Here is a 24,644-nt window from a genome sequence, read left to right as displayed (position 1 = left end):
AAAACCGGGCGTGCCCGCCGCGCGGGACCGATTGTCGATTTATCAAACGACAACCAAAGATAGGAGGCCCGGCCAAGGCAACATCCGTGGGCCCCGAACCGGCGGAACCGGGCGGGACCGCGAATCGGCCGTGCCCGCCTCGCCAACGGCGTGTACCGGGCGCGGGGTCCGAAGGCGCCGCCCCGGGGACCGAACCACACCCCCGCCGGAGACACCCGCTCCACCTCCCCGTGCCACAAAAGTGGGAACAGACCCCCCGCCCTGCAAGGGAGGGAGCGGCCAAAACAACCGAAAAACGGGCAGGACGCCGCAAAAAAATGGAAGGCAGCCCGAAACGGAAGGCCCGCCAGGCGGACGTCTCCCTCCGTGGGCCCGGACGATCCAGGCACACCGGAGCGTGCAAAACCACGCCCGCCGCACCCCCGTGAACCGTCGCGGCGCGCACAATGAACCGAAACTGTGGCAGGACGGGGGCTGTTATTGCCCTTCAGTGAAAAAAACGACCGCATGGGGGCGTACGCCCGGATTCCCGCGCCAGTGGCCGCCCCACGGCCTGCGCGAAAACGCCCGCCTGACCCACGGCGTGTGCGAAAGCGCCCGCCGGCGCCAGGGGAGCCGAGGGCATCCGCCCGCCCCGGCTCTGTCCGGGGCACCGCCACCCCGACAGGCCTCCCTGCCAGAATGCGAACGCCCCGGGCGATGCCGGGGCGTCACACTCAGGGGCAGGAGCTGCGGGAACCCGGAGGAACCCGGGGGAACCCGCGCCCCTCAAAACGCTCCCGTCAGGGCAGGCCCGCAGGATCCTCGCCCGGAATGAACCGGCCCACGTCCGGGTAGACCCCGGCAAGGAAACCGTCCAGACGCTCGGTGGCGACCTCCACGCTCTCCCCCGGCAGGACCGGAGTGTAGGCGCGGACCACCGCCCCGTCGGTGCGGTTGCGGGTGATGGAGTCAACAAACAGGTACCACTTCACACTGTACTGCTCGTTCAGGATCCGGCCCCGGCCCTCGAACCAGTAGTAAAGCAGCAGCTTGACCTGGCCCTCCTGAACCAGAAGGCGCGTGACCGGAAGGGTCTGGCCGCCGCTGCCGACTGGAACGGGGTGGATGGACTTCTCCAGAATGCGCCAGCCCGTCCCCGGCAGGCAGTTCGCCGGCGAGTGGGCCGAACCGCCCACCCGCTGGGACTCGTAATAGGCAATGTAGAAATCCACCGGAGCCACGGTCCCCGGACGCATGTAGCGGGCGCTCCAGTAGTCGTGCAGGTTCAGAACCTTGAGAACCTCGGGCGTCAGCTTCTGGGGCGTGCCGTTCCACTCGCCGACGGTGGTCGGAAAGCTGGACAGGGGCGGATGGGGCGGACGGATGTCCGAGTACCCGGAGGACTGCCAGACCCACACGGCGCCGGCCAGAAGGGTGGCCACGACCGTCACCGCCACCATCCGGACGCTGCCCCCCAGCCGCCCGCTGAAAAACGGAGCCGCAGGCAAATACAGGTACTGCAGCCGGTACTCGCCGCGCCGCCCGATCCGCCGCAGGCACTCAGCAAAGCCCAGCAGAACAGCAACGCACAGCACAAAGATGGCCCAGCCCTCCACGTCGTGGGCAAGGCCGGTCAGAAGCCCGTCCGCCCCCAGGAACTGTACCAGGACCGCAATCCAGGCAAGACGGAAGGCATTCATGCCGATGGCAAGGGGAATGGCGAAGAAAAAGATCAGGGTCCGTTTCCACAGCCGGTCCCGAAGGAAAAAGGCCACCAGGAAACTGAAGCTCAGAAGGGGAAAGATGTACCGCAGCCCCGAACACGCATCCACCACCTGGAGCCTCACCGCCCCGAGGTCAAGAACGTTGCCCTCCTGGAAGACCGGGATCCCCAGAAGGTTGATCAGGAACACGCCCCAGTCCGAGGAAATGAGCTGCAGTTTGGCCGCCAGGGTCACAAACAGAAGCTGCGGAATCGGCAGGGCGAAAACCAGGTACACGAACGCCGGCAGGAGAACCCGGAAGGCGCGGGTTCCGAACGCTCCGATCGCGATGCCGGCCAGACAGGCCACCAGCCCGTAAAAGGCGGGAATCTCGAAGGACGAGGTGCGCGCAACAAACAGGAAGAAGAACCCCGCGGCGAGGAACACAGCCCCCCACAGGCTCGGGGAAGGCCGGGGCGTCCTCTCGGACAGCAGGTGCAGCCCCATCCACAGGGCCAGGGGAACGATCAGGTAGCCCTGGGAGTATTCCTCGAGTTCCCAGGCCTTCAGCAGGCTGCCGATCTCGGGAAGGAACGTGTAGCCCACGGAGGCAAGGCAGAGGCCCACAAGTGCCCACAAAACGCCGGGACTGCCCAGGGCGCCCCGGTGTTGAACCGCGCGATTGCTGAAAACCAACTCTTCTGTCCTCCCTGCGCACACAGACCACCGGCCGATCCGGCCCCGCGCCGCGGTCATCATTTCACATCCTGCGCGGGAGGATCAGTGTTCTTTGAAAACAGAAAAAGGACAAGAGAATACTGTTGGGGATCCCGGCGCGGGACCGGCCGGGCACGGGCCGGACGGTTCTGGAGCGCTCGCCGCATGCGTTTCGGGACCCGCCGCGGGCGGTTGGGGCGCTCCGGACCGCCCCCATCTGGGGTGCCCCGCCCGGGTGTGCAAGACACCCCCTCGCCAGCGTTACCCCTTCCCCCTTCTTTTTGGAGCACCTCCGCACGCGCTTTCAGAGCCGCTGCAGACGCGTCGCGCGCCCCGGACCGGGCGGGGCGCATGGGTTTTGGGGCGCGGTCGCGTGCCTGTCACGCGCCATGAGGCGTTCCTGTTTTGGGGTCTCCTCCCGCGCGCCTTTTGCACCCCCTCATCCGGGGCGCCCGCCTGGGTGTGCAAGACACCCCCTCGCCAGCGTTACCCGTTCCCCTGCTTTTCGGAGCACGTCCGCACGCGTATTCAGAGCCGCTGCAGACGCGTCGCGCGCCCCGGGCCGGGCGCGGGGCGCATGGGTTTTGGGGAACGGTCGCGTGCCTGTCACGCATCCCGCCACGGCGTATCAGGAAATCCGCTCGCTTTTCTTTGCGAACTCCCCCGCTGCCGTTTGGGGCACCGCCGCGGGCGGTTGGGGCGCTCCGGACCGGAGCCCCCATCCGGAGCGCGCCGCATGCTCGCGCACGAGGCTCTCCGCGGCTGCGTTCACGCGTTCCCGCCGCCAGCAGTACGTCCGGCGCGCTTGCAGGCGCTCCTGCCGCCCTTCCCCGCCACAATGCAAGAACCATCCTTGCTCCCCGGCAGGACCGTGAGGACAGGAAGCCGGCCCCCTCCTTCTCCTTCTCCTTCTCCTTACCCTGTCACTTACCCTGTCACTTACCCTTACCCCTGCGCCTACCTTTCTCTCGCCCTCTCCCCTTCACCCGACCCCGGGCCCCGCCCTCGGGCAACCGGCGCGTTTCCACCCGCCCCGGGATTTTGCGCAAAAACTGTTGTCTTGAAGCGCGCGCGCGCTTATATCCCGATGGAGCCCGATATGGGTGTCTTCCGGTGTGCGCATCGCACAGCCCGGGAAAAGGCGGCACGCCAGGGGCTCCATTCACCTGTTCCGTTTTTGCAAGAACGGACCTTCCAGTCACCGGTCTCCGGGGATCCCCGCGACGCCTTACTCTTGTGGTCGCGGAAGGTCTGCCTGTTATGGAGAAGGAATTACATGAGCAAGGTTATCGGTATTGACCTCGGCACGACCAACTCGTGCGTGTCTGTCATGGACGGCAAGAATGCCCGCGTGATCGAAAACGCGGAAGGGGCGCGAACCACGCCCTCCATGGTCGCTTTCACGGAAAGCGGCGAGCGGCTCGTGGGCCAGCCGGCGAAGCGCCAGGCGGTCACGAACCCCGAAAACACCCTCTTTGCCATCAAGCGCCTCATCGGCCGGCGCTTTGACGACCCGATGGTGGAAAAGGACAAGGGCCTCGTTCCCTACAAGATCGTCCGTGGCGACAATGGCGACGCCTGGGTGGACGTGCGCGGCGAGAAGTTCCCGCCGTCCCAGATCTCGGCGTTCATCCTCCAGAAAATGAAAGAGACCGCAGAGGCCAACCTCGGCCAGCCGGTCACGCAGGCGGTCATCACCGTCCCCGCCTACTTCAACGACGCCCAGCGCCAGGCCACCAAGGATGCAGGCCGCATCGCGGGCCTCGAGGTGCTGCGCATCATCAACGAGCCCACGGCGGCCGCGCTGGCCTATGGCCTCGACAAGAAGTCCTCGGGCCTGATCGCGGTCTATGACCTGGGCGGCGGCACCTTCGACGTCTCGATCCTCGAGATCGGCGACGGCGTCTTCGAGGTGAAGTCCACCAACGGCGACACCTTCCTGGGCGGCGAGGACTTCGACGCCCGCATCATCGACTACCTGGCCGACGAGTTCAAAAAGGAGCAGGGCATCGACCTGCGCTCCGACCGCCTCGCCCTGCAGCGCCTGAAAGAGGCCGCGGAAAAGGCGAAGATCGAGCTGTCGTCCGCCATGCAGACCGAGGTCAACCTGCCGTTCATCACGGCCGACCAGAACGGCCCGAAGCACCTGAACATCAAGCTGACCCGCGCGAAGCTGGAAGCCCTTGTGGGTGACCTGATCGAGCGCACCATCGAGCCGTGCAAGAAGGCCCTGGTGGACGCCGGTGTGAAGGCCTCCGAGATCAACGAGGTGATCCTGGTCGGCGGCATGACCCGCATGCCCAAGGTCCAGGAGATCGTGAAGACCTTCTTCGGCCGCGACCCCCACAAGGGCGTGAACCCGGACGAGGTCGTCGCCATGGGTGCGGCCATTCAGGGCGGCGTGCTGAAGGGCGACGTGAAGGACATCCTTCTGCTGGACGTCACCCCCCTGTCCCTGGGCATCGAGACCCTGGGCGGTGTCTTTACGCGCCTGATCGACCGCAATACCACCATCCCGACCCGCAAGAGCCAGACCTTCTCGACCGCTGACGACAACCAGACCGCGGTCACCATCCGGGTCTTCCAGGGCGAGCGCGAGATGGCGGCGGACAACAAGCTCCTGGGCCAGTTCGACCTGGTGGGCATTCCCCCGGCGCCGCGCGGCATCCCGCAGGTGGAGGTCACCTTCGACATCGACGCGAACGGCATCGTGAACGTCTCGGCCAAGGACAAGGCCACCAGCAAGGAGCAGGCGATCCGCATCCAGGCGTCCGGCGGTCTTACGGAAGACGACATCAACCGCATGGTCCAGGACGCGGAAGCCAACGCAGAGGCCGACCGCAAGCGTCGCGCCGCGGTGGAGGCCCGCAACACGGCCGACACGCTCATCCACACCACCGAGCGCACCCTGGCCGAGAACGGGGACAAGATCCCGTCCGAGGACAAGGTCCGGATCGAGGCGGACATCGCCTCCCTCAAGGAGATCCTGGACTCGGATGATGCGGACGAGATCAAGGCCCGCACGGACGCGCTCTACCAGTCGTCCATGAAGATCGGCGAGCATCTCTACAAGCAGGAGGCCGACGCTGCCGGCGAGAACGGAGATCCGTCCGCAGCGGGCGGCGCGTCCTCCCAGGCCGACGAGAACGTCGTCGATGCCGATTTCGAAGAGGTCAGGGACGACAAGAAGGACAAGTAATCCAGTCCTTCCCCAACCGGAAGCGGCGGCAGGAGTTCAATCCGCCGCCGCTCTTTTATCCGGTCCCCCTCTACAGGACCATGTTGACTGCCCGCGTGCAGCGCGCGGCAGGTACTCCAACGGATCCCGGGAATGAGCACCACCAAAAGAGACTACTACGAAGTCCTGGGCATTGAGCGAACTGCCTCCGGGGACGAGATCAAGAAAGCCTACCGCTCCCTCGCGATGAAGTATCACCCGGACCGCAACCCCGGAAACGAGGACGCCGCGGTCCAGTTCCGCGTGGTCAGCGAGGCCTACGAGGTTCTGAAGGACGACCAGAAGCGGGCGGCCTACGACCGGTTCGGGCACGCGGCCTTCGAGCAGAACAGCGGCTTCGGCGGCGCCGGCGGCGGGTTCGCCGGGGGCGGCTTTGCCGACATCTTCGAGGAGATTTTCGGCTCCTTCATGGACGGCGGAGCCGGCGGCCGCGGGCGCACCAGCCAGCGGGGCTCGGACCTCCGCTACAACATGAGCATCACCCTCGAGGAGGCCTTCCACGGAAAGAAGGCCACCATCAAGATCCCCACCGCCGTGTCCTGCGACACCTGCAAGGGAACGGGCACAAAGGACGGAAAGGCGCCGGAAACCTGTTCCATGTGCCGGGGCGCCGGGCGCGTCCGGGCCCAGCAGGGTTTCTTCACGGTGGAGCGGACCTGTCCCCAGTGCCGGGGCCAGGGGAAGATCATCACGGATCCCTGCCCGGACTGCCGCGGCAGCGGCCGGCAGAGCCGGGAGAAGAGCCTGGAGGTCGACATTCCCGCCGGCGTCGAGGACGGCGTGCGGATCCGCCTTGCGGGCGAGGGAGAGGTGGGCCTGCGGGGCGCTCCCCCGGGCGATCTCTACATTTTCCTCGAGGTGGAGGCACACCGCATCTTCCAGCGCGACGGCGTCAACCTGTCGTGCGAGGTGCCCCTGCCCATGACCACCGCCGCCCTGGGCGGCCAGATCGAGGTTCCCACCATCGACGGCGGGCGGGCCAGCGTCACCATTCCCAAGGGCACCCAGAGCGGCGACCGCTTCCGTCTGCGGGGCAAGGGCATGCCGGTCCTGCGCGCGCGCCAGACCGGTGACATGTACATCACCGCCCGGGTCGAGACGCCCACAAACCTCTCGAAGCGCCAGCAGGAGCTTCTGAGGGAGTTCGCCCAGGACGCCGAGGAAAATGACTCCAGCCCGGAATCCACCTCGTTCTTCAAGCGGGTGAAGGAGTTCTGGGACGAGCTCCGCGACTGATCCCACCCCCGGCCCGGGCCCCGGTTTTGTCCGGGTCCGGGCGTGTTTCCCCATAGGCTACCCGCAGGCCACCCGGGGCCCGCCGGGATTGAACCCGACAGGCGGCCTGTGATACGCCTTGCGAACGTTGTTCTTGTTCAGGAGTGCCGTCTATGAAAATCGGGGTTGTGGGCTGTTCCGGCCGTATGGGGCGCATGCTCCTCAAGGAAATCCTGGACACGCCGGGCGCCCAGCTTGCGGGGGGAACCGAGCGCCCCGGGTCACCCGCCCTTGGGGTTGACCTCGGCGTCCTTGCCGGGGGAACGGCCCTGGGCGTGGGAGCCACCACCGATACCCGGGCCCTGTTCGAGGCCTCGGACGCGGTGATCGACTTCACCTCCCCGGAAGCCACCGTCGCCCACGCCCGACTGGCGGAGGAAACCCGCACGCCCCTGGTCGTGGGAACCACCGGCATGACGCCGCCGGACGTGGCGGCCCTGCGGGCCCTGGCCAATCGGGTGCCCGTGGTGTTCGCTCCGAATATGAGTGTCGGGGTCACCTTGCTGATGGCCCTCACGGAGCGGGTCGCCTCCATCCTGGGGCCGGACTACGATATCGAGATCGTGGAGATGCACCACCGCCACAAGGTGGACGCCCCCTCGGGAACGGCCCTGGGCCTGGGTGAGGCCGCCGCCGCTGGCCGGGGCATCGAGCTCTCGGACATGGGAGTGCGGGTGCGTGACGGCCACACCGGCCCGCGCGAGCCCGGAACCATCGGCTTTGCCACCCTTCGGGGCGGCGATGTGGTGGGCGACCACTCGGTCATCTTCGCCGCCGAGGGCGAGCGTCTGGAACTGACCCACAAGGCCTCCTCCCGGGCGGTCTTTGCCAAGGGCGCCGTCCGCGCCGCCCTGTGGACCCGGGACGCCGGCCCCGGGCTCTGGTCCATGCGTGACGTCCTGGGCCTCAAGGACTCCTGACCGCGGGACGATCCCCATAGAGGCCGGACCCGACACCCGGCCCGGGCCACGACACATAGGGGACAAAACCCAAACCCCGCCCGGGCCACGCCCCGCTCACCGGCGCCTCGGGCTCGCCCTTTCACCGGGCAGCAGGGCCGCACACGGGGCCCGCGGGGGTCACAGCACAGCAGATCACCGCAACGTTCAGGGGCGCCCGAACAGGCTTCGTGCGCCCCTCGTGCTTTCCAGGCCGTGAAAAGGCCCGCGCACCCGAGTCCTCCCCCGACACCTCATATCTTGCGGCGCACCTTGCGCATGCCCCGGCGCACCTTGCCCATGCCCCGGAGCGCCCGGACCGCTCCCCCCGGGGCCGGTGGACACACCGCCCCATCCTGTTTCTGCGCCACAGGCGATACACAGGAATTTCAGGAGCCTGAACGCGCGCGGGCCTCAGATCCGCTCGGCGCCGAACACCGCATCCGTGCCGGGAATATCGTGACAAAACCACGGGCTGTGGTAGTATTATCCAGCGCGATGATGCTCTGCATACATGACTGCAACCGGACCGTATCACGGAGCCCGCGTCCCCGACAGATCCCGTAAAGTCACCCGAGGTTGACATGACCCATCTGCCTGCCCGACGGCTCTCTGTGCCGACCCTGTTTCTTTGCGCGGTTCTCGCAGCCGCCACGGTGCTGTTTGCAGCACCGAGGGCGAATGCTGCCGCCACGGACCTCCACTTCAATCTGGGAACCCTTCCCGTCAGCTACGACCGCATGTCTGCGTTCTCCATCTACGGCGAGTTCGTGAACACGGCCAAAGACTACTGGGGCATGCCCCTGCCTCCCAACACTCCGGAATCCGCGACGCCCCGCTGGGTCTCCGCCTCCAAGGTGACCGTCACGAACGCGCACTACGAGTACAACCACACCGACGGAATGGTGCATGTCTCGAAGCCCCAGCACTACACGCAGACGGCACTCTCCCAGACCTTCTCCATGAGCTACGCCTTTTCTCTGGAAAAGGACTATCAGTTCACGGTCTTTACCAACGCCCACTCTACCGATATCCGGAACATGAACCCATTCGGCCGATCCTATGACCTGCACATGACCCTGACGGACGCCAACGGGAACAGCTACCGGACCGGGTGGTTCGGGGACGGATCCTTCAAGCGACACTCGACCTTCAGCGAGGGCCTGACAAAAGGCGACTATGTGCTGACCATCAGCGTTTTCGGCGCCCCTCAGGATCCCACCCTTTTCAACAAGGGCAACCTTGCCTTTACAGTCGACTTCGTGACCTCTGACATACCGCTTCCGGGAGCTCTGGTCCTCCTGGGCACCGCCATCACAGGGGCCGGCGTGTGGGGCCGGCGCCGCACCCGCAAAACCCGGGCCGCCGCCGCCTGACGCACACGGTCCTCCTGACGCATCGGACCCGGCCGGAACGATCTCGGCCGGGTCTTTTCTTTTCGACAAAGATGGGGCCCCGGCGCGGCGAGCCGGGAACGGGGGCGGGGTGCGGGGGCTGCACTGGAGCGGGGGGCTGCACTGGAGCGGACTCCAGAGCCCTGATCGCACCGGTGATCGGACCCCGCCAAAGGGGCGGGCTGCACACCCCGTCCCTGGAGAGACACCGGCCCCACGGCACCCCCGACCTTTTATGGGCGCCGGGGCACCTTTATAGCGACCGGGGCACCTGGCGCATGGTCCTCAGCGCCGTGCCCCTCCCTCCCCGCCCCCCCCTATCCTGTCCCCGGCTCGCTGGACAACACGACGCGCCGAGTCCCTTCCGCACCCCGGACCATCGTGTAAAGCCAAAGACATAAGCGTATAGATTGCGTGTTCTTGCGGGTCAGGAGGAGCAAACCCAACCCTGACAGGAAATTGGGCACCCCATCCGGCCTCTTCATTACAAGATCATGGCCAGCCCTTTATTTATCCCCAATCATCACCATATACTTACACAACGCGCCGGTCCTTTCCCCCACACGTGTCAGGGACCGATGCTCCGCTTCGCGCGGATGCCCCACAAGTCTTGAGGTCGCCATGTTTAACCGCCCGTCACAGGCCAGCGCTTTCAACACGCTGGCGCTTCGCGTTGCCGCAATCCTTTTTACCGTTATGCTTGTTCCATCCGCAGCGAACGCCGCCGTGGTCGGCGGGACAACAATCAACCTCGGTGCCCTGAAGGGGACCGGAACCGTGAACGAGGCCACCCAGGTCGGAACCTTCAACTCGACCTTCTCGGCCAAGCTCAACTTTTCCGGCAGCGAGGACCTGTCGATTGTGTCGAGCGCCAGGGGAGCCTTTGGAACCCCGTCCGGCCGTGGTTACGGTATGGGTATTTCCGCGGGAAGTCCTTCGGTCGCGTTCACAAACAACTACACGTTCTCTCTCGAGCGCGCCTCCAACCTCTCCATGAACGTGTTCAACGGCTACGAGGCGGTGCGCAGGGGCCTTCTGGCGCCGGGTTTCCAGGGCCTGTACAATAACACCTTCCAGGTCACACTGACCGGTGACAACGGTTTCAGCCAGACCCGCGATGTGACTGCGGCCTCGTGGGCTGCGGTCTGGAGCGATCTTGCTGCCGGCAACTACACCCTGAGCATCAGTGGCCGCTACGGCTACCAGAGGATTTCGAGCATGAGCGGAATGCTCCTGCAGGGATACGGAGGGGTCTTCAATATCAGTGACGCAGCCCCGGGCGATGTGCCGCTTCCGGGCGCCCTGATCCTTCTGGGCACCGCAATCACCGGGGCCGGTGTGTGGGGCCGACGCCGCACCCGCAAAACCCGCGCCGCCTGAACACAGCCGCGATCCTGATGAACGGGCTCCGACCGAAGCGCTTTTGGCTGGGGCCTTCATTTTCTTCCTGACAGAAATCACGCTCCACCCGCGGGCACCCGGCAAACGGACGCACGTGCAGGCGCCCCATCCGCAGAGCGCCCCGCCCGTCCACCAACAGCCAGATGTCCCTGAGTACGCGCACCTGATAGCCGCGCACCCGGCAACTCCCCGGACGGATGGAGCGACCGCGACCACCGGCTTCAGGCCCGGCGAAAAACACGCAGGACCGAGTCTCTCTTGACGCCCCGGATCGTCGTCTCCCACGCCCATGGCCTTCACGCAAAAACCAACCCTCTGCCGTCATGGTTGCGGTATTTTCGCGTATTTCACCCTCAAAACAATCACCGATAGAATCACAGTCCCCCCCTACCCGACTTATTCATTACAAAATAATGGCCCACTCTTTATTTATCCCCATAACATGCCATATACTTACACAACGTATCGGTCATATTCTGCGCCCGCGTGTCAGAGACCGAAACACCGGCTCGCCGGAAAGCCCCAAAAGTGTTGAGGTTGCCATGTCAAACCATCCCCACAAAGCCAGCCCGTTCACAACGCTGGCATTGAGCGTTATCGCTCTTCTTTTCACCGCCATGCTTGTTCCGTCGGCTGCCAACGCGGCCTACGCGACCGGAACAAACATCGACCTCGGTTTGCTCAAGGGCACCGGGACCGTAAACGAGGCCACCAAGGTTGGCACCTTCCGTTCGGCCTTCACTGCACGGCTCTACGGGGACGTGACCGATGACGTGCGGATTTCGTCCAAAGCCAGTGGAACATTTGGGACACCGTCCTCAGAAGTGAAGGGAAAACCCGTCACCTGGATGGGCCCGTCGGCGGCATTCACCAACACCTACACGTTCTCTCTTGAGCGGTCCTCCAATCTCTCCATGAACCTGTTCAGCGGCGAAGAGGCGGTGCGCAGAGGCTTTCTGTCCTCGGGCTACGAGGGGCTGCTGAACAACTCCCTCCTGATCACACTGACGGGAGACAACGGGTTCAGCGAAACACGCAAAGTGACCGCCGCCACCTGGTCCTCGGTCTGGAGTGATCTGGCAGCCGGCAACTACACCCTGAGCATCGCCGGAAAGTACGGCTACAAACTGATGCCGGACTATAACGGACTGCTCGTGCAGGGTTACGGCGGGGAGTTCAATATCAGTGACGCAGCCCCGGGCGATGTGCCGCTCCCGGGCGCGCTGGTCCTCCTTGGTACCGCTCTTGCCGGTGCCGGTGCCTACGGGCGCAGAGCCATGGTTCGCAGAAAAACAGCCTGAGGCAGGGTGTAACCTGCTGGCAGGCACCAGCTGACAGCTGACAGGACGGGCTCCGGTTCAACGCCGGGGCCCGTTTTGATTCCAGCGCCCGGATCCTGCAGGCGCCCAGGGCTTCCGGGTCAGAACAGGCGCGTGGTCAGGAACAGAGGCGTGCTTCAGCACCCGGGCCTGCGCGGTTGCGACCGAGGCATGGCAGGCCACCCGGACCTGCCGGTCGTGACAGCCCCCTCCCCGACGGCAGGAGGTGCCCCCAACGGCCAGAGCCCCCCCCAAACGACAAGAGGCACCCCCAAACGGCAGGAGGTGCCCCCCGCGGGGACGAAAAAGACAGAAGGCCGAACAGCAACGGCCGGACGCCCAAGACGCATGACGCGGGCCCGCGCTGCGGCAGGATCTCCGGGGCTCCTGCACCGTGGCCGGGTGTCCGGGCTCCCGCGCCACAACAGGATCTCCGGGCTCCCGCCGCGACAGGATCTCCGGGCTCGTGCACCGTGGCCGGACCTCCGGGCTCCTGCCCCACAGACCCGGCCCGCCGTCTCCTCCCACCGCGGGATCGCCGTCTCCTCACACCACCGTCCCGCCTGCTCGGCCCACCACCAGCCACGCGACCCGGTCCGCACCGCCAACTCTCAGGGCCCCTCCCCGGGCGCCTGCGTACTGGATCCGGCCCCGCCAGCCCAGCCCTCCGCTCAACAGCGTTCCAACCCTTCAGGGGGTTTCCTTGGCACGGTCCGGCTGGTATAAGGCATCCTTCCTTACTTTTCTGTTTTCAGGGTCGGACAACACACGATGGCGGGTCATTCCAAATTCAAGAACATCATGTACCGCAAGGGCGGCCAGGACGCGAAGCGCGCCCAGGCGTTCACCAAGCTTGCGCGGGAAATCACCGTTGCGGCGAAGATGGGCCTTCCGGACCCGGACTCCAACGCACGGCTGCGCGCCGCGATCTCGGCGGCACGGGCCCAGTCCATGCCCAAGGACAACATCCAGCGCGCCATTGACAAGGCCGTGAGCGGCGGCGACGCCGACAACCTCGTGGAAATGCGCTACGAGGGCTACGGCCCCGGCAACGTGGCTGTGATCGTGGAGTGCCTGACGGACAACCGCAACCGCACGGCCGCCGAAGTGCGCGCCGCCTTCAACAAGCACGGCGGGGCGATGGGCGAGACCGGTTCGGTCGCCTTCAACTTCGACCGGGTCGGGCTGATCCACTATCCGGTCACGGCCGGTGACTCCGAGAAGGTGCTGGAGGCCGCCATTGAGGCGGGCGCGGACGATGTGGAGTCCTCGGAGGACGGCCACGACATCTACTGCCAGCCCGACGAACTGGCGAACGTGACGCGGCTGCTCGAGGGCGAGCTGGGCGAGGCCGAGGCCTCGCGCCTTGACTGGCGCCCCAAGATGACCGTCGCGGTCGGTGCGGACGCCGCCGAGACCCTGATGAAGTTCCTTTCGGCTCTGGACGACAGCGACGACGTGCAGCGCGTGGCCGCCAACTACGAGATCGACGACGCCATCATGGAAAAACTGGGGTGACACGCATCCTCGGCCTTGATCCCGGTCTTCGCATCACCGGCTGGGGGGTGATTGAATCCCGTGGCAACCGCCTGGTCCACGTGGCCGACGGCGTGGTGTGCTCCAGCGAGACCGGGTCTCTGGCCGAACGGCTTGCGGAACTGCACCGGGGCGTTCTGGACGTGGTCGCCCGGTTTGCGCCGGACGAGGCCGCCGTCGAGGAGACCTTTGTGAACCGCAACCCGGCCTCCACACTGAAGCTCGGCCAGGCTCGGGGGGCGGTCATGCTCGCCCCGGCCCTGCACCGGGTTCCGGTGGCCGAGTACACCCCGAAAACGGTCAAGAAGTCGGTGGTGGGCACGGGCGCAGCGGCCAAGGACCAGGTGGGCATGATGATCCGGACCCTGCTTCCGGGCGCCGAGCTCAAAACCCCCGACGCCGCCGACGCGCTGGCCGTGGCCATCTGCCATGCGCACTACCGGACCGGACCGGCGGGCCTTGCCGGGTACAGGGGGGCCGTATGATGATCGCGCTGCTTCGGGGACGCATCCATGCCCTGGGGGAGGACTGGGTGGTGATCGACACCGGCGGGAGCTCCGGCGGCGTGGGCTACCTGGTGCACTGCTCGGGGCGGACCCTCCAGGCGCTGGGCCGCGCCGGGGACGAGGCCCGTCTCCTGGTGGAGACCCACGTGCGCGAAGACGCCATCAACCTGTTCGGCTTCAGCACCGAGACCGAGCGGGACTGGTTCCGCCTGCTGTTCACCGTCCAGGGGATCGGCGCCAAGGTGGCTCTCTCCCTTCTGTCGGTCCTGACACCGGACGCCCTGGGGCGGTCCATCGCGAGCGGCGACCGGGCCTCCCTCAGCCGCGCCCCCGGCGTGGGGCCCAAGCTGGCCGCCCGCCTGTGCACCGAGCTGAAGGAAAAGGCCGCCGCCCTGGTTCTGGCGGTCCCCGTTTCGGCTCCGTCCGGAGACGATGTTGCACCACGCCCCCAGACGGACGACGCGCCCGGCGCCGCCGCCCGCAGCGACGCGGTCAGCGCTCTTGTCAATCTCGGCTATCCCCGCATGGACGCCTTCGACGCGGTCACCCGCATTGCCGCCGCCCTCGAGGACGCGGATGGGGATGGGGAGATCACTGCCAACAGCCTGATCCAGCAGGCCCTGCGCGAACTCGGCAAGGGGCTTCTGTAACCCGGGCGCTGCGGCGGGCACTCCTGCGCCGCGATCCGAGGGGCCAGCTCGGCTTCCGGACGTCCGCGCAACCGCCCCCGGCCCCTACCACGCTCTTACCCACGCCCTTCCCCACGCCCCCAGCCGGGGCCCCGACCCAGGGCCACACCCGCACCGACCGGCCCGCTGTTTCTTTCTTCCTCCCGGCCCTGCCCCACACCACGAGCGGGCGAACACCCGGGCCCCGCCCCACCCTCCAGCAGAGCGCCCCCCCATGAACCTGTTACGCGCCATTTCCACCGTCGGCAGCTTCACCCTTCTTTCCCGGATTGCCGGATTTGTGCGCGACATCCTGATTGCGCGCTTTCTGGGCACCACCATGGTGGCGGACGCGTTCTTTGTGGCCTTCCGGTTTCCCAACCTGTTCCGGTCCCTGTTCGCCGAGGGCGCCTTCTCGGCCGCCTTCGTGCCCCTGTTCGCCGGCACCCTGGAGACCGAGGGCCACGCCCAGGCCCGGGCCTTCGCCCGCGAGGCCCTGTCCATGCTGCTGTTCATCCTGGTGGTCTTTGTGGGGCTGGTGGAACTGGGCATGCCCTGGATCATGCCGGTCCTGGCTCCGGGGTTCTCGGACGCGCCCGGAAAGATGGAGCTGGCAACAGCGTTCGCCCACATCGCGTTCCCGTATCTTCTGTTTATCTCGCTGGCCAGCCTCCAGTCGGGGATCCTCAACTCCCTGGGCAAGTTTGCCGCAGCCGCCTCGGCCCCGATCCTCTTCAACGTGACCCTCGTGACCTCGCTTCTGGTTACCGCCACCCTCACCGGAGGCGGCGACGGAGCGGGCATCCTTTCCGCGGTGTCTTCCGCAGAAGGCGCTAGCGCCCCGGGCACGGACGCCACCGAGGCCATGGGCTACGCCCTGTCCTGGGGTGTCTTCACGGCGGGTGTTCTCCAGTTTCTGTGGCTCGCGTTCTACTGCTGGCGCGAGGGCTTCCCGGTGCGGATCAGCCTGCCCCGTGCCACGCCCCGGACCCTCAAGCTCCTGGGGCGGGCCCTTCCGGTGGCCTTTGGCTCGTCGATCTATCAGATCAACCTGGTGATCGGCACGCTTCTGGCCTCGCTGGTGGCCGATGGGGCGGTCAGCTATCTCTACTACGCGGACCGGGTGACCCAGCTTCCCCTGGGGGTGATCGGCGTTGCGGTCTCGGTGGCGCTTCTGCCGCTGCTGACCCGGCAGTTGAAGGCCGGACACCTGGACTCCGCCCGCTGGAGCCAGAACCGGGCCATGGAGATCGGCCTTCTTCTGACCCTGCCCGCCGCGGCCGCCCTGATGTGCATTGCCAGCCCCATTATCGGAGCCCTGTTCGAGCGCGGCGAGTTCTCGCCCGCGGACACCGCAAAGACCGCGGCCGCCATGGTTGCCTTTGCCTCCGGCCTTCCGGCCTTCGTGCTGGTGAAGATCCTGACCCCGTCGTTCTACGCCCGGGAGGACACCCTCACCCCCGTGCTGATCGCCGCCGGGGCACTGGTGGCCAACGTGGCCATGAACCTTGTCTTCATGCAGATCTGGGGGCACGTGGGCATTGCCCTTGCCACGAGCCTTGCCAGCTGGCTGAACGCCACGATCCTGTGCGTTGTCCTGCTGCGCCGGGGCCTGTTCCGCCCGGATCCCCGCCTGATGGGGAAAATCCCCCGGATCCTTGCCGCCACCGCCCTGATGGCCGGAGCGCTGTGGGGTGTCGGCGCCCTGCTCGCCCAATATGGCCCGGCGGACTCGGGCACCGCGCGCATGATCCACCTTCTCGTGCTGGTGGGCGCAGGGGGAGGCGCCTATCTGGCGGGGGCTGTCCTCCTGCGGGCCACCACCGCCGCCGAACTGAAGGACGCCTTCCGCCGCCAGGCCCTGCCGGAGACGAAAGCGCCCTAGCGCCCCGGCTCCCCGGCACCCGAACCGCGCCCCCCGGGGGACTGCCGCCGGACGTCCAAAGCACTAGCGCGAGGGGAACCTGGACGCCCTCACCTAAAGGACCGGGCCCCCGGCTCCCTGGCACCCGAACCGCCCCCCGGGGGAGGCGCCCGACGACCCCCACAAGAACGCCCCCCGGGAACGGTGATTTCGGGTCCGGGGGCGTGAGCCGGTTGGGCAAAGGCGCGCACGCCCGTGAGGCGCCCGAAAACGGAGGCTGAGGCCCTTGGAGCGTGGACGACCGGGGCATCCGGGACCGGCGTCTCGCGCCGCCCCCTACTCCTGACGGTGACGGAACAGCCAGGTGGCCGCCAGCATGGTCACAACGCCGATAACGGCCATGGGGACCGTGTTCTGGAAGATCGCGTCCGCGGGCAGATCCTTCAGGAAGACCCCCTTCACGATAATCAGATAGTAGCGCACCGGGTTGGCGTAACTGACCACCTGGAGCCACCCGGGCATGTTCTCGATGGGGGTGACAAACCCGGACAACACCAGCGAGGGCACCATGAAGACAAACGCCCCAAGGATGGCCTGCTGCTGGGTTGTGGACGCCGCCGACAGGAACAGCCCCACCCCGACGGTGGCAAAGAGGAAGAAAAACGAGGCCCCGTACAGAAGCGGCAGCGAGCCGTTCAGCGGCACACGGAACAGGAAGACCGCTGCCAGAACAAACAAGGTGATGTGAACAAAGCCGATCATCATGGGGGGGATGACCTTGCCCACCAGGATCTCCCAGGTGCGCAGGGGCGAGACCATAAGCTGGTCAAAGGTGCCAAGCTCCCGCTCGCGGGCGATGGACAGAGCCGTGACAAGCAGGCCCATCAGCAGGGCAATCACCGCAACCAGACTGGGGACCATGTACCACAGATCCTCGAGGTTGGGGTTGAACCAGGCCCGCGCCACCACATCCACCCCCGGGCCGGCCATGTCCCGGGCCCTCAGGGACAGGGGATACTCCGAGGCCACCTCCGCAAAGATACGGTTCAGGTAGCTGAACACGATCTGGGCCGCGTTGGATTTCCGCCCGTCCAGAAGCACCTGGATGCGGGCCTCCCGGCCGCTGTCCACGTTGCGCGAGAAGTCCGACCCGAACTGGATCGCCGCAATCGCCCTTTGCATGACGATGGCGTCCTCCAGCTCCGCCGGGCTGTGGACATAGTGGATGGTGCGAAACGGCGGGGCCCCGGCAATGCGCTGGATGGCCTCGATGCTGTGGTGCCCCGCGTCCTGGTTCAGGACCGCAATGTCGATCCGGGTGACATCAAGGGTCGCCGCAAAGGAAAACACCAGAAGCTGGACCATGGGCGGCGCAATCAGCACCACCCGCCCGCGCGGATCGCGAAGGATGGCCAGAAGCTCCTTGACCACCAGGGCGAACAGCCGTTCCCGTACCGCCATCAGTCGATCCTCTTTCGGGTCATGCGGACGGACACGGTCAGCAGCACCGCACCCATCAGCGCCAGAATTGCAATGGCCTCGAGATACATGGGCCAGATATCCCCGGCCAGAAACACACTGGACAGGGACGGCACCAGGTGGCGCGCCGGGACCACCGCTGTGAGAAACCGGATCGCCACCGGCATGGAGCCAATCTGGAACAGGAAACCCGACAGAAGGAACGCGGGCAAAAACCCGGACAGAAGCGCGATCTGGGAGGCCAGGAACTGGTTCTTCGTCAGGGAGGAAATGAGAAGCCCAAGCCCCAGAGACGGCAGAAGAAACACCGCCGCCAGCAGATAGAGGGCAAAAAACGAGCCCCGGAACGGCACCTGGAACACAAGGGTCGCGAGCACCAGGCACAGGGTGACCGAGGCAAGGCCCAAGATGAAATAGGGCACCAGCTTGCCGATGACGATCTCAAGGGCGCTCACAGGGGTGGCCATCATGGCCTCCATCGTGCCGCGCTCCCACTCCCGGGCCACCACCAGAGAGGTCAGAAGGGTGCCCACCAGGGTCAGCACGATGGCTATGGCGCCGGGGACCAGAAAGAAGCGGCTGGCAAGCTCGGGGTTGAACCAGAAGCGCTGCTCCACCGTCAGCCCGGCCGGTGCCTGAACCGCCCCGCTGCCCTGCCCGGCCAGCCACAGGGCCACCGTGCCCTCGGTGTAGGCCTGGACAAACTTGGCCGTGTTGGGGTCGGTCCCGTCGGTCAGAACCTGAACGGCCGCCCGGCGCCCGGCGGCAAGATCCTCGGTGAACATCTTCGGGACGACCACAATGCCCCGCAAATGGCCCCGCATGAGCGAGTCCTCGAACTCGCGCCGGTCGCGCCCCTCGCTCACCTGGAAATAGGGCGTGCCCCGGAAGGCCCCGGCGAGGCTGGCGGTCACCGGAGACGGGCTCTCGACGACCAGTCCGACGCGCACGTTTTTTGTGTCCAGCGACACGCCGTAGCCGAACAGGAACAGCAGCAGGATCGGCAGGATAAAGGCGATCAGGATCGAGCTGGGATCGCGCAGGATCTGGCGGGTCTCCTTGCGCACAAGGGCCCGGATGCGGCGCAGGCTGTCCCGAAGTCTCATGAGACGGTCCCTCCCTTCGGCTCGCCGTCGGCGCCGCTCTTGCGGATCAGGGCGATGAACGCGTCCTCCATCGTGGGGTCCGGAAGGTCATCGCTGCGGGCGCTGGCCTTGAGGTCGTCCGGCGAGCCAAGGGCGATGGAGCGCCCCCGGTAGATCAGGGAAATCCGGTCGCAGTACTCGGCCTCGTCCATGAAGTGGGTGGTCACGAGGACGCTGACGCCCCTCTCCACCAGCCCGTTGATGTGGGTCCAGAACTCGCGCCGGGTGATCGGATCAACCCCCGAGGTGGGCTCGTCCAGAAACAGGACGTCCGGCTCGTGCATGACCGAGCACGCCAGGGCCAGGCGCTGCTTGAGGCCCAGGGGAAGATCCCGGGCGGACTGGCGCGCATAGGGCCCGAGGTCGAAGATCTCGGTCATCATCCGGGTGCGGGCGCGGCGGCTGGCCCGGTCAAGACCGTAGACACCGGCAAAGAAATCCAGGTTCTGGGCCACGCTCAGATCCCCGTAGAGGGAGAACTTCTGGGCCATGTAGCCCAGGCGGTTGCGGGCGTTGGCCCCGTCGCGGCGCAGGTCGAACCCGGCCACCCGCCCCTCTCCACGTGTTGGCTTAAGAAGACCGCACAACATCTTGAATGTGGTGGATTTTCCGGCTCCATTCGGACCCAGGAGACCGAAAATCTCGCCCCTCGGCACGGAAAAGGTGATGTCGGCGGCGGCGGTGAAATCCCCGAACATGCGGGTCAGGCCCCGGGCCTCGATCGCCGGCTTCGGGTCATCTTTTGGAAACTCCCGGGTGTTTTCCGCAAGGACCGAGCGCCCGCCCGGACCACCCCCCAGAAGATCCACAAATGAGTCCTCGAACCTTGGTTCCGCCGGAACCATCACCATGCCCTGGAGCCGTTCGGGTGGGCTCTCCTGGCGCAGGACCAGGCGCAGGGCCTCGCCCTGGATGACGCCGTCGCTGACCAGGGGATCCTCCAGAAGGCCCGCAAGCACATCGCGCTTGCGCCCCTGAAACCCGCTCACCCGGAACACACGCCCCCGGGTGCGCCCGGTCAGCTGGCCGGGGGGACCGGCGAACAGAAGCTTGCCCTCGTTGAGCAGCAGAACCCGCGAGCACGCCTCCGCCTCGTCCAGATAGGCGGTGGACCAGACCACGGCGATGCCCTCGCGGGTCAGGTTCTCCACCATGCTCCAGAGCTCGCGCCGGGAGATGGGGTCAACGCCCACGCCGGGCTCGTCCAGAAGAAGAAGCCGGGGTTTCTTCAGAAGGGCACAGGCCAGGCCCAGCTTCTGTTTCATGCCCCCGGACAGCCGCCCCGCAAGGCGGGCGGTAAACCGGGCCAGGTCCGTAAAGCGCAGAAGCTCGGCGAACACCTCGGGCCGGTCCTGCTCGGGCAGGCCCCGAAGCTCCGCATACAGGGTCAGGTTCTCCAGAACGCTCAGGTCTTCGTACAGCCCAAAGCGCTGGGGCATGTAGCCGATCGCCTCCTGGACCGCCTGGGCCCGGGTGCGGGTGTCGTTGCCGAACACCTCCACGTGGCCCTCTGTAGGGGCCATCAGGCCGGTCATCAGGCGGATCAGGGTGGTCTTGCCCGCCCCGTCCGGCCCCACCAGGCCCGTGATCTCGCCGGGCAGGATCTCCGCATCCAGCGCATCCAGGGCCGGAGGTCCATCCGGGCCGAAGCGCTTGGTCAGCGAGCGGACCGTCACGACCGCAGGCGAGGGGGTGTCCATGGGCACCCCGTCAGGAACCGGGGGCCCGGCGCGGAACGCGCACGGTGACGGGCATGCCCTGGCGCAGGCCCGTGTCGGGCTCCTGGATGATCACCCGCAGCCGGTAGACCAGGTCGGTGCGCAGGTCCGGGGTCTGGACGGTTTTGGGAGTGAACTCGGCCACCGGCGAGACAAACCCGATCACGCCGCGGTAGGCCCGGTCGGGAAAGGTGTCGTTGAAAACCTCCACCTCCTGGCCGGTGTAGACGTAGCCCAGACCCGGCTCGTCCACGTAGGCGCGAACCCAGACCGGCTCGGCCAGCGAGACCACAAAGACCGGCTCCCCGGCGGCCACGATGGAGCCGGGCTCCCGAACCCGGGAGACAATCATGCCCGTGGAGGGCGCAAACAAGGTGGTGTCGGAAAGGGAGGTGCGAGCCGAAGCCAGAGCCGCATCAGCGGCCTCGCTCTCGGCGCGGGCCGCCTCGATATCCTCGTGGCGGGTGCCCTCCTCCATCAGGTCCAGGGCTGCGGTCGCCGTGCGCAGCGACGCCACCGAGGCGTCATGCTGGGCCACCGCCTGGTCCAGGACCGCCTGGGGCGAGGCCTTTGTGCGGACCAGTTCCTGCTGGCGGGTTCGGGTCAGCTCGGACAGGACCAGCGAGGCCCTCGCCTGGTCCAGACGGGCCCGGGCCTGCTCCACCTCCGCCGGACGGGGCCCGTTGCGCGCTTTCGCATACGCGGCCCGGGCGGCTGCAAGGCGCGCCTCGGCCGCGGCCAGGCTCTCCTGATAGGGGACGGGATCAAGCTGGGCCAGACGGGTGCCGGGGGTGACCGCATCCCCCTCGTCGAGGACGACCTCCACAAGGCGCCCGGGCACGCGGAACGACAGCTGCACCTGGCGCACATCCACGTTCCCGTAAAGGGTCAGCGCTCCGTTGCGGCGATCCTGCGACACACTGTAGCCGATGATCCCGGCCACAAGGCCGACGACCACCACAGCGCCAAGGATAACGAGGGGTTTGCGTTTCATAAGGTCCGGTCTCCTGCTGGCCGGAGGGATTCCACCAAAGTCCGGAGCATGGCGCACACGGCATCCATCTCCTTGTCCTGAATGCTCTGCCAGCCGGTCTGCCTCAGAACGGTTGCCTGTCCGAAGCGAAAGACCAGAACGCTGCCCGCAAAGGCCAGGGTCCGCAGGCGCACCGACGGCGCGCCCGGATCGGGCTCCTCGAGCAAGATCGCGACCAGCCGGGACACAACATCAAGAATCGGACCCATAACACGCTGATACAGGTCATGAAAAGCCTCTGACGGGCCCATCTGCTCGCGCACGATGAACCGGGCCCAGGACTCGGCCTGCGGGCTCAGGATCAAACGGACGAGAAACACCGCAAGCTCATGCAGGTGCTGGGTCGCCTCCTCGCGGGACATGGGCCCGGCGGAGGCGCTGCAGGCCTCGAGGCGATCGCGGATCCGGACCCGCAACGGCCCGGTGAGACCGGCGATCTCCTGGCCCACGGTCTCGGCGGCCGCCCGGTAGAGACCGGCCTTGTTGCCGAAGTAGTAGGCGATGGACTGGACATTCGCCCCGGCCTGCCGCGCGATGGACCGGGTAGAGGCACCGTCGAACCCGGAACAGCCAAACACATGGATGGCCGCCTCCAGAAGCCTCTGGCGGGTGTCGGGGACCGGATCCCCGCCCGTCGCACCGGGCTCGGACGGGCACGACAGCGCGCCGCTTACCATGGACACTCCTTCGGGGTCTGACTGGCCGCCCCACACGACTAAATCAATCGAATGATTGACACCCGGGCATGGTAGGCCTGTTGGCACCACCCGTCAACACCGAACGACGCACCGCAGCGCAGCCGCAGCCCCGTCAGGGACACCGCCAGAGACCCGGCCACAGGCCAACGGGAGCGCACCCGAAGGCCGGACCGGAACGCAGCCACAGGCCCTACGGGAGCACAGCCGAAACCGGACCGGGCATGGGCCGGAGGCGGCACGCCGGGTCATCACAGTCTGGAGGATCCCGGGCGAAACCGGACCGGGCATGGGCAGGAGCTGAAACACCCAGGCACCCGACAACCGGCGCGCCGGAGCCCGAAAAAAGAGACGCCCGGATGGCGGTGCCATCCGGGCATTGTCCCATTCCGCTTTCAAAGCGGCCCTCCGAACCTTTTCGGGTTACGAAAAGGCCCCGGTCTTCAGTAGTAGGCCGTCGGGTTCTCGATCGGCTTGCTCTCGTCGTAGTTCAGGTAGGCCTTGACGACACGGTAGTACACATAGAGACCGGCGGCGATCGGGATCAGCCAGCCGAACCAGGGGAACACGACCAGGCCGACAACAAAGCCACCGAAGCCGAAGAGGAAAGTCCGCTCGAGCCAGACGATGTGGCTTTCCCAGATGCCGCCCTTCATGGCGCCCTTGAAGCGGCGCACGATGAAGAAGTAGGCCGCAATGGTCGGCAGGAAGAAGATGCAGGTCAGCGCGTAGAGGCCGTAGGCGATGAGCATCATGCGACGCTTTTCCGCCTCGGTCTTGGGGGCCTTCAGGCGGTCAGCCAGCCCCATGCCGGAGAGCATCTCCTCGGCAGCGGAGTCGAGCTTGACGGCCACCTGCTCGAGGGCGTTCTCCGCCTTCTTCTCGACGTCGGCGACGGTCCTTGCAGCGGAGGCCTCCACCTTCTTGACGGCGTCCTTTGCGAGATCCTTCGCGGGCTCGGCGGGCTTGGGCGCGGGGGCCTTCACCGACGGGTTCTGGGGGGCGTTGGCGGCCCGGGTCTTGGTCTTGGAGGCCGGAGCTTTTTTCATGAATCTTCTCCTTAAGAGGGGGGACGAAACGATGATAACCGATCACACGTCCAGGGAGACCCAGACGGGGGTGTGATCGCTGGCCTTCGGTTCGCCGCGAAGCGAACAGTCAACGCCGGCATCCAGAAGAAGATCGGCGGCGGCCGGATTCAGCAGGAGGTGATCTATGCGCAGACCGTGATTTTTCGGCCAGGCACCGTGCTTGTAGTCCCAGAAGGTGTAAACCGTCTCCACCGGGTAGCGGACCCGCAGAGCGTCGGTGAACCCCATGTGGGCAAAGGAGCGGTAGTGGGCGCGTGTCTCGGGACGGCACAACGCGTCATCGGCAAAGGACGCCGGGTTGTACACATCCTCGTCTGACGGACAGACGTTGTAGTCCCCGCCAAGGACCATGGGCAGATCGGGCTCGTCGCGCAGACGGGCGCTGGCGTGCTCCAGGAGACGCCGCATCCAGGACAGCTTGTACGAGTACTTCATGGTATCGGACACGGGATTGCCGTTGGGGGCGTAGAGACACCCCACCCGCAGACGCCCGCCGACAAGAGCCTCGATGTAGCGGGCCTGCTTGTCATCCCCCAGGCCGTCAAGGCCCATGTGGACATCCTCCAGGGACAGGCGCGAGGCAATGGCCACGCCATTGTAGGACGGCTGACCGTGATAGACGATCTGCCAGCCCGCGTCCTCGAAGGCTCCCACAGGGAACTCCTCGTCACGCACCTTGATTTCCTGAAACAGGACAACATCAAGGTCTTCGCGGCCAAGCCATGCCATGACGGCCGGCAGCCGGGCTCTGATCGAGTTCACATTGAACGTCGCGAGGCGCACCATAGGACACGGGACTCCATACGATCCGGACCGGCGAGGACGCTTTTGCCGCTTCCGTCGCCTCAGGCGCGCATCATGCACGATCTTGCCACAAAGCGCAATCCGCTCGCCTTCGTTTCAAGGCACAAAACGACACAAACATCCACATTGTTGCCATAG

18 protein-coding genes are annotated in these 24,644 nt (G+C 66.4%); 10 read left to right on the top strand and 8 right to left on the bottom strand.

The genetic code is table 11. The features are described 5' to 3' along the window. Positions 1-782: 782 nt before the first annotated feature. Entirely contained in the window at positions 783-2,381 is a 1,599-nt protein-coding gene (xrtD, locus tag IHV25_RS09125; RefSeq protein WP_192534818.1) for a VPLPA-CTERM-specific exosortase XrtD, read from the bottom strand. Positions 2,382-3,678: 1,297 nt separating this feature from the next. On the opposite strand from xrtD, the gene dnaK reads away from it, so the two are divergent. The 10 genes from dnaK (at position 3,679) to murJ (ending at position 16,562) form a co-directional block, all read left to right on the top strand. Continuing rightward, positions 3,679-5,601, top strand: a complete 1,923-nt coding sequence (gene dnaK / locus IHV25_RS09120; protein ID WP_192534817.1) for a molecular chaperone DnaK — start codon at positions 3,679-3,681, stop codon at positions 5,599-5,601. 132 nt (positions 5,602-5,733) lie between these two features. Then, entirely contained in the window at positions 5,734-6,876 is a 1,143-nt protein-coding gene (dnaJ, locus tag IHV25_RS09115; RefSeq protein ID WP_192534816.1) for a molecular chaperone DnaJ, read from the top strand. Between the two features lie 152 nt (positions 6,877-7,028). Beyond that, the gene (gene dapB / locus IHV25_RS09110; RefSeq protein WP_192534815.1) at positions 7,029-7,835 is read left to right on the top strand and encodes a 4-hydroxy-tetrahydrodipicolinate reductase; all 807 of its coding nucleotides are present in this window, start codon (positions 7,029-7,031) and stop codon (positions 7,833-7,835) included. A gap of 602 nt (positions 7,836-8,437) precedes the next feature. Continuing rightward, positions 8,438-9,229, top strand: coding sequence for a hypothetical protein (locus IHV25_RS09105; protein ID WP_192534814.1), 792 nt, complete (start codon positions 8,438-8,440; stop codon positions 9,227-9,229). Between the two features lie 639 nt (positions 9,230-9,868). Continuing rightward, complete coding sequence (locus IHV25_RS09100; protein WP_192534813.1) at positions 9,869-10,627, top strand: hypothetical protein; 759 nt, start codon at positions 9,869-9,871, stop codon at positions 10,625-10,627. A 608-nt stretch (positions 10,628-11,235) separates the two neighbouring features. Continuing rightward, complete coding sequence (locus IHV25_RS09095) at positions 11,236-11,949, top strand: hypothetical protein (protein WP_192534812.1); 714 nt, start codon at positions 11,236-11,238, stop codon at positions 11,947-11,949. Positions 11,950-12,738: 789 nt separating this feature from the next. Next, on the top strand, positions 12,739-13,485 hold the full coding sequence (locus tag IHV25_RS09090) for a YebC/PmpR family DNA-binding transcriptional regulator (RefSeq protein ID WP_192534811.1): 747 nt from the start codon (positions 12,739-12,741) through the stop codon (positions 13,483-13,485). Next, entirely contained in the window at positions 13,482-13,988 is a 507-nt protein-coding gene (ruvC, locus tag IHV25_RS09085; RefSeq protein ID WP_192534810.1) for a crossover junction endodeoxyribonuclease RuvC, read from the top strand. Before IHV25_RS09090 ends, ruvC begins: the two co-directional genes overlap by 4 nt. After that, positions 13,988-14,659, top strand: a complete 672-nt coding sequence (gene ruvA, locus IHV25_RS09080; protein ID WP_192534868.1) for a Holliday junction branch migration protein RuvA — start codon at positions 13,988-13,990, stop codon at positions 14,657-14,659. Before ruvC ends, ruvA begins: the two co-directional genes overlap by 1 nt. A 253-nt stretch (positions 14,660-14,912) precedes the next feature. Next, complete coding sequence (gene murJ, locus IHV25_RS09075; protein ID WP_192534809.1) at positions 14,913-16,562, top strand: murein biosynthesis integral membrane protein MurJ; 1,650 nt, start codon at positions 14,913-14,915, stop codon at positions 16,560-16,562. A 315-nt stretch (positions 16,563-16,877) separates the two neighbouring features. On the opposite strand, the gene IHV25_RS09070 is transcribed toward murJ, so the two are convergent. From IHV25_RS09070 to IHV25_RS09040, 7 genes are all read right to left on the bottom strand, one after another. Then, on the bottom strand, positions 16,878-18,002 hold the full coding sequence (locus tag IHV25_RS09070; RefSeq protein WP_192534808.1) for an ABC transporter permease: 1,125 nt from the start codon (positions 18,000-18,002) through the stop codon (positions 16,878-16,880). Next, entirely contained in the window at positions 18,002-19,126 is a 1,125-nt protein-coding gene (locus tag IHV25_RS09065; RefSeq protein WP_192534807.1) for an ABC transporter permease, read from the bottom strand. Before IHV25_RS09065 ends, IHV25_RS09070 begins: the two co-directional genes overlap by 1 nt. After that, positions 19,123-20,865 (bottom strand): ATP-binding cassette domain-containing protein, encoded by a 1,743-nt coding sequence (locus IHV25_RS09060; RefSeq protein ID WP_192534806.1) that lies wholly within the window; start codon positions 20,863-20,865, stop codon positions 19,123-19,125. The genes IHV25_RS09065 and IHV25_RS09060 overlap by 4 nt, the downstream gene beginning before the upstream one ends. 10 nt (positions 20,866-20,875) lie before the next feature. Then, on the bottom strand, positions 20,876-21,877 hold the full coding sequence (gene hlyD / locus IHV25_RS09055; protein ID WP_192534805.1) for a secretion protein HlyD: 1,002 nt from the start codon (positions 21,875-21,877) through the stop codon (positions 20,876-20,878). Next, complete coding sequence (locus IHV25_RS09050) at positions 21,874-22,593, bottom strand: CerR family C-terminal domain-containing protein (protein WP_192534804.1); 720 nt, start codon at positions 22,591-22,593, stop codon at positions 21,874-21,876. Before IHV25_RS09050 ends, hlyD begins: the two co-directional genes overlap by 4 nt. Before the next feature lie 461 nt (positions 22,594-23,054). Beyond that, positions 23,055-23,660 carry a DUF4870 family protein gene (locus IHV25_RS09045; protein ID WP_192534803.1) on the bottom strand — a complete coding sequence of 202 codons (606 nt, stop codon included), beginning with the start codon at positions 23,658-23,660 and terminating at the stop codon, positions 23,055-23,057. Positions 23,661-23,702: 42 nt separating this feature from the next. Beyond that, positions 23,703-24,488 (bottom strand): exodeoxyribonuclease III, encoded by a 786-nt coding sequence (locus tag IHV25_RS09040; protein WP_192534802.1) that lies wholly within the window; start codon positions 24,486-24,488, stop codon positions 23,703-23,705. Between the last annotated feature and the right edge of the window lie 156 nt (positions 24,489-24,644).

Source organism: Phaeovibrio sulfidiphilus (genome assembly GCF_014861485.1).
Classification (GTDB): domain Bacteria; phylum Pseudomonadota; class Alphaproteobacteria; order Rhodospirillales; family Rhodospirillaceae; genus Phaeovibrio; species Phaeovibrio sulfidiphilus.
This window is presented reverse-complemented; position numbering and strand designations above follow the sequence as displayed.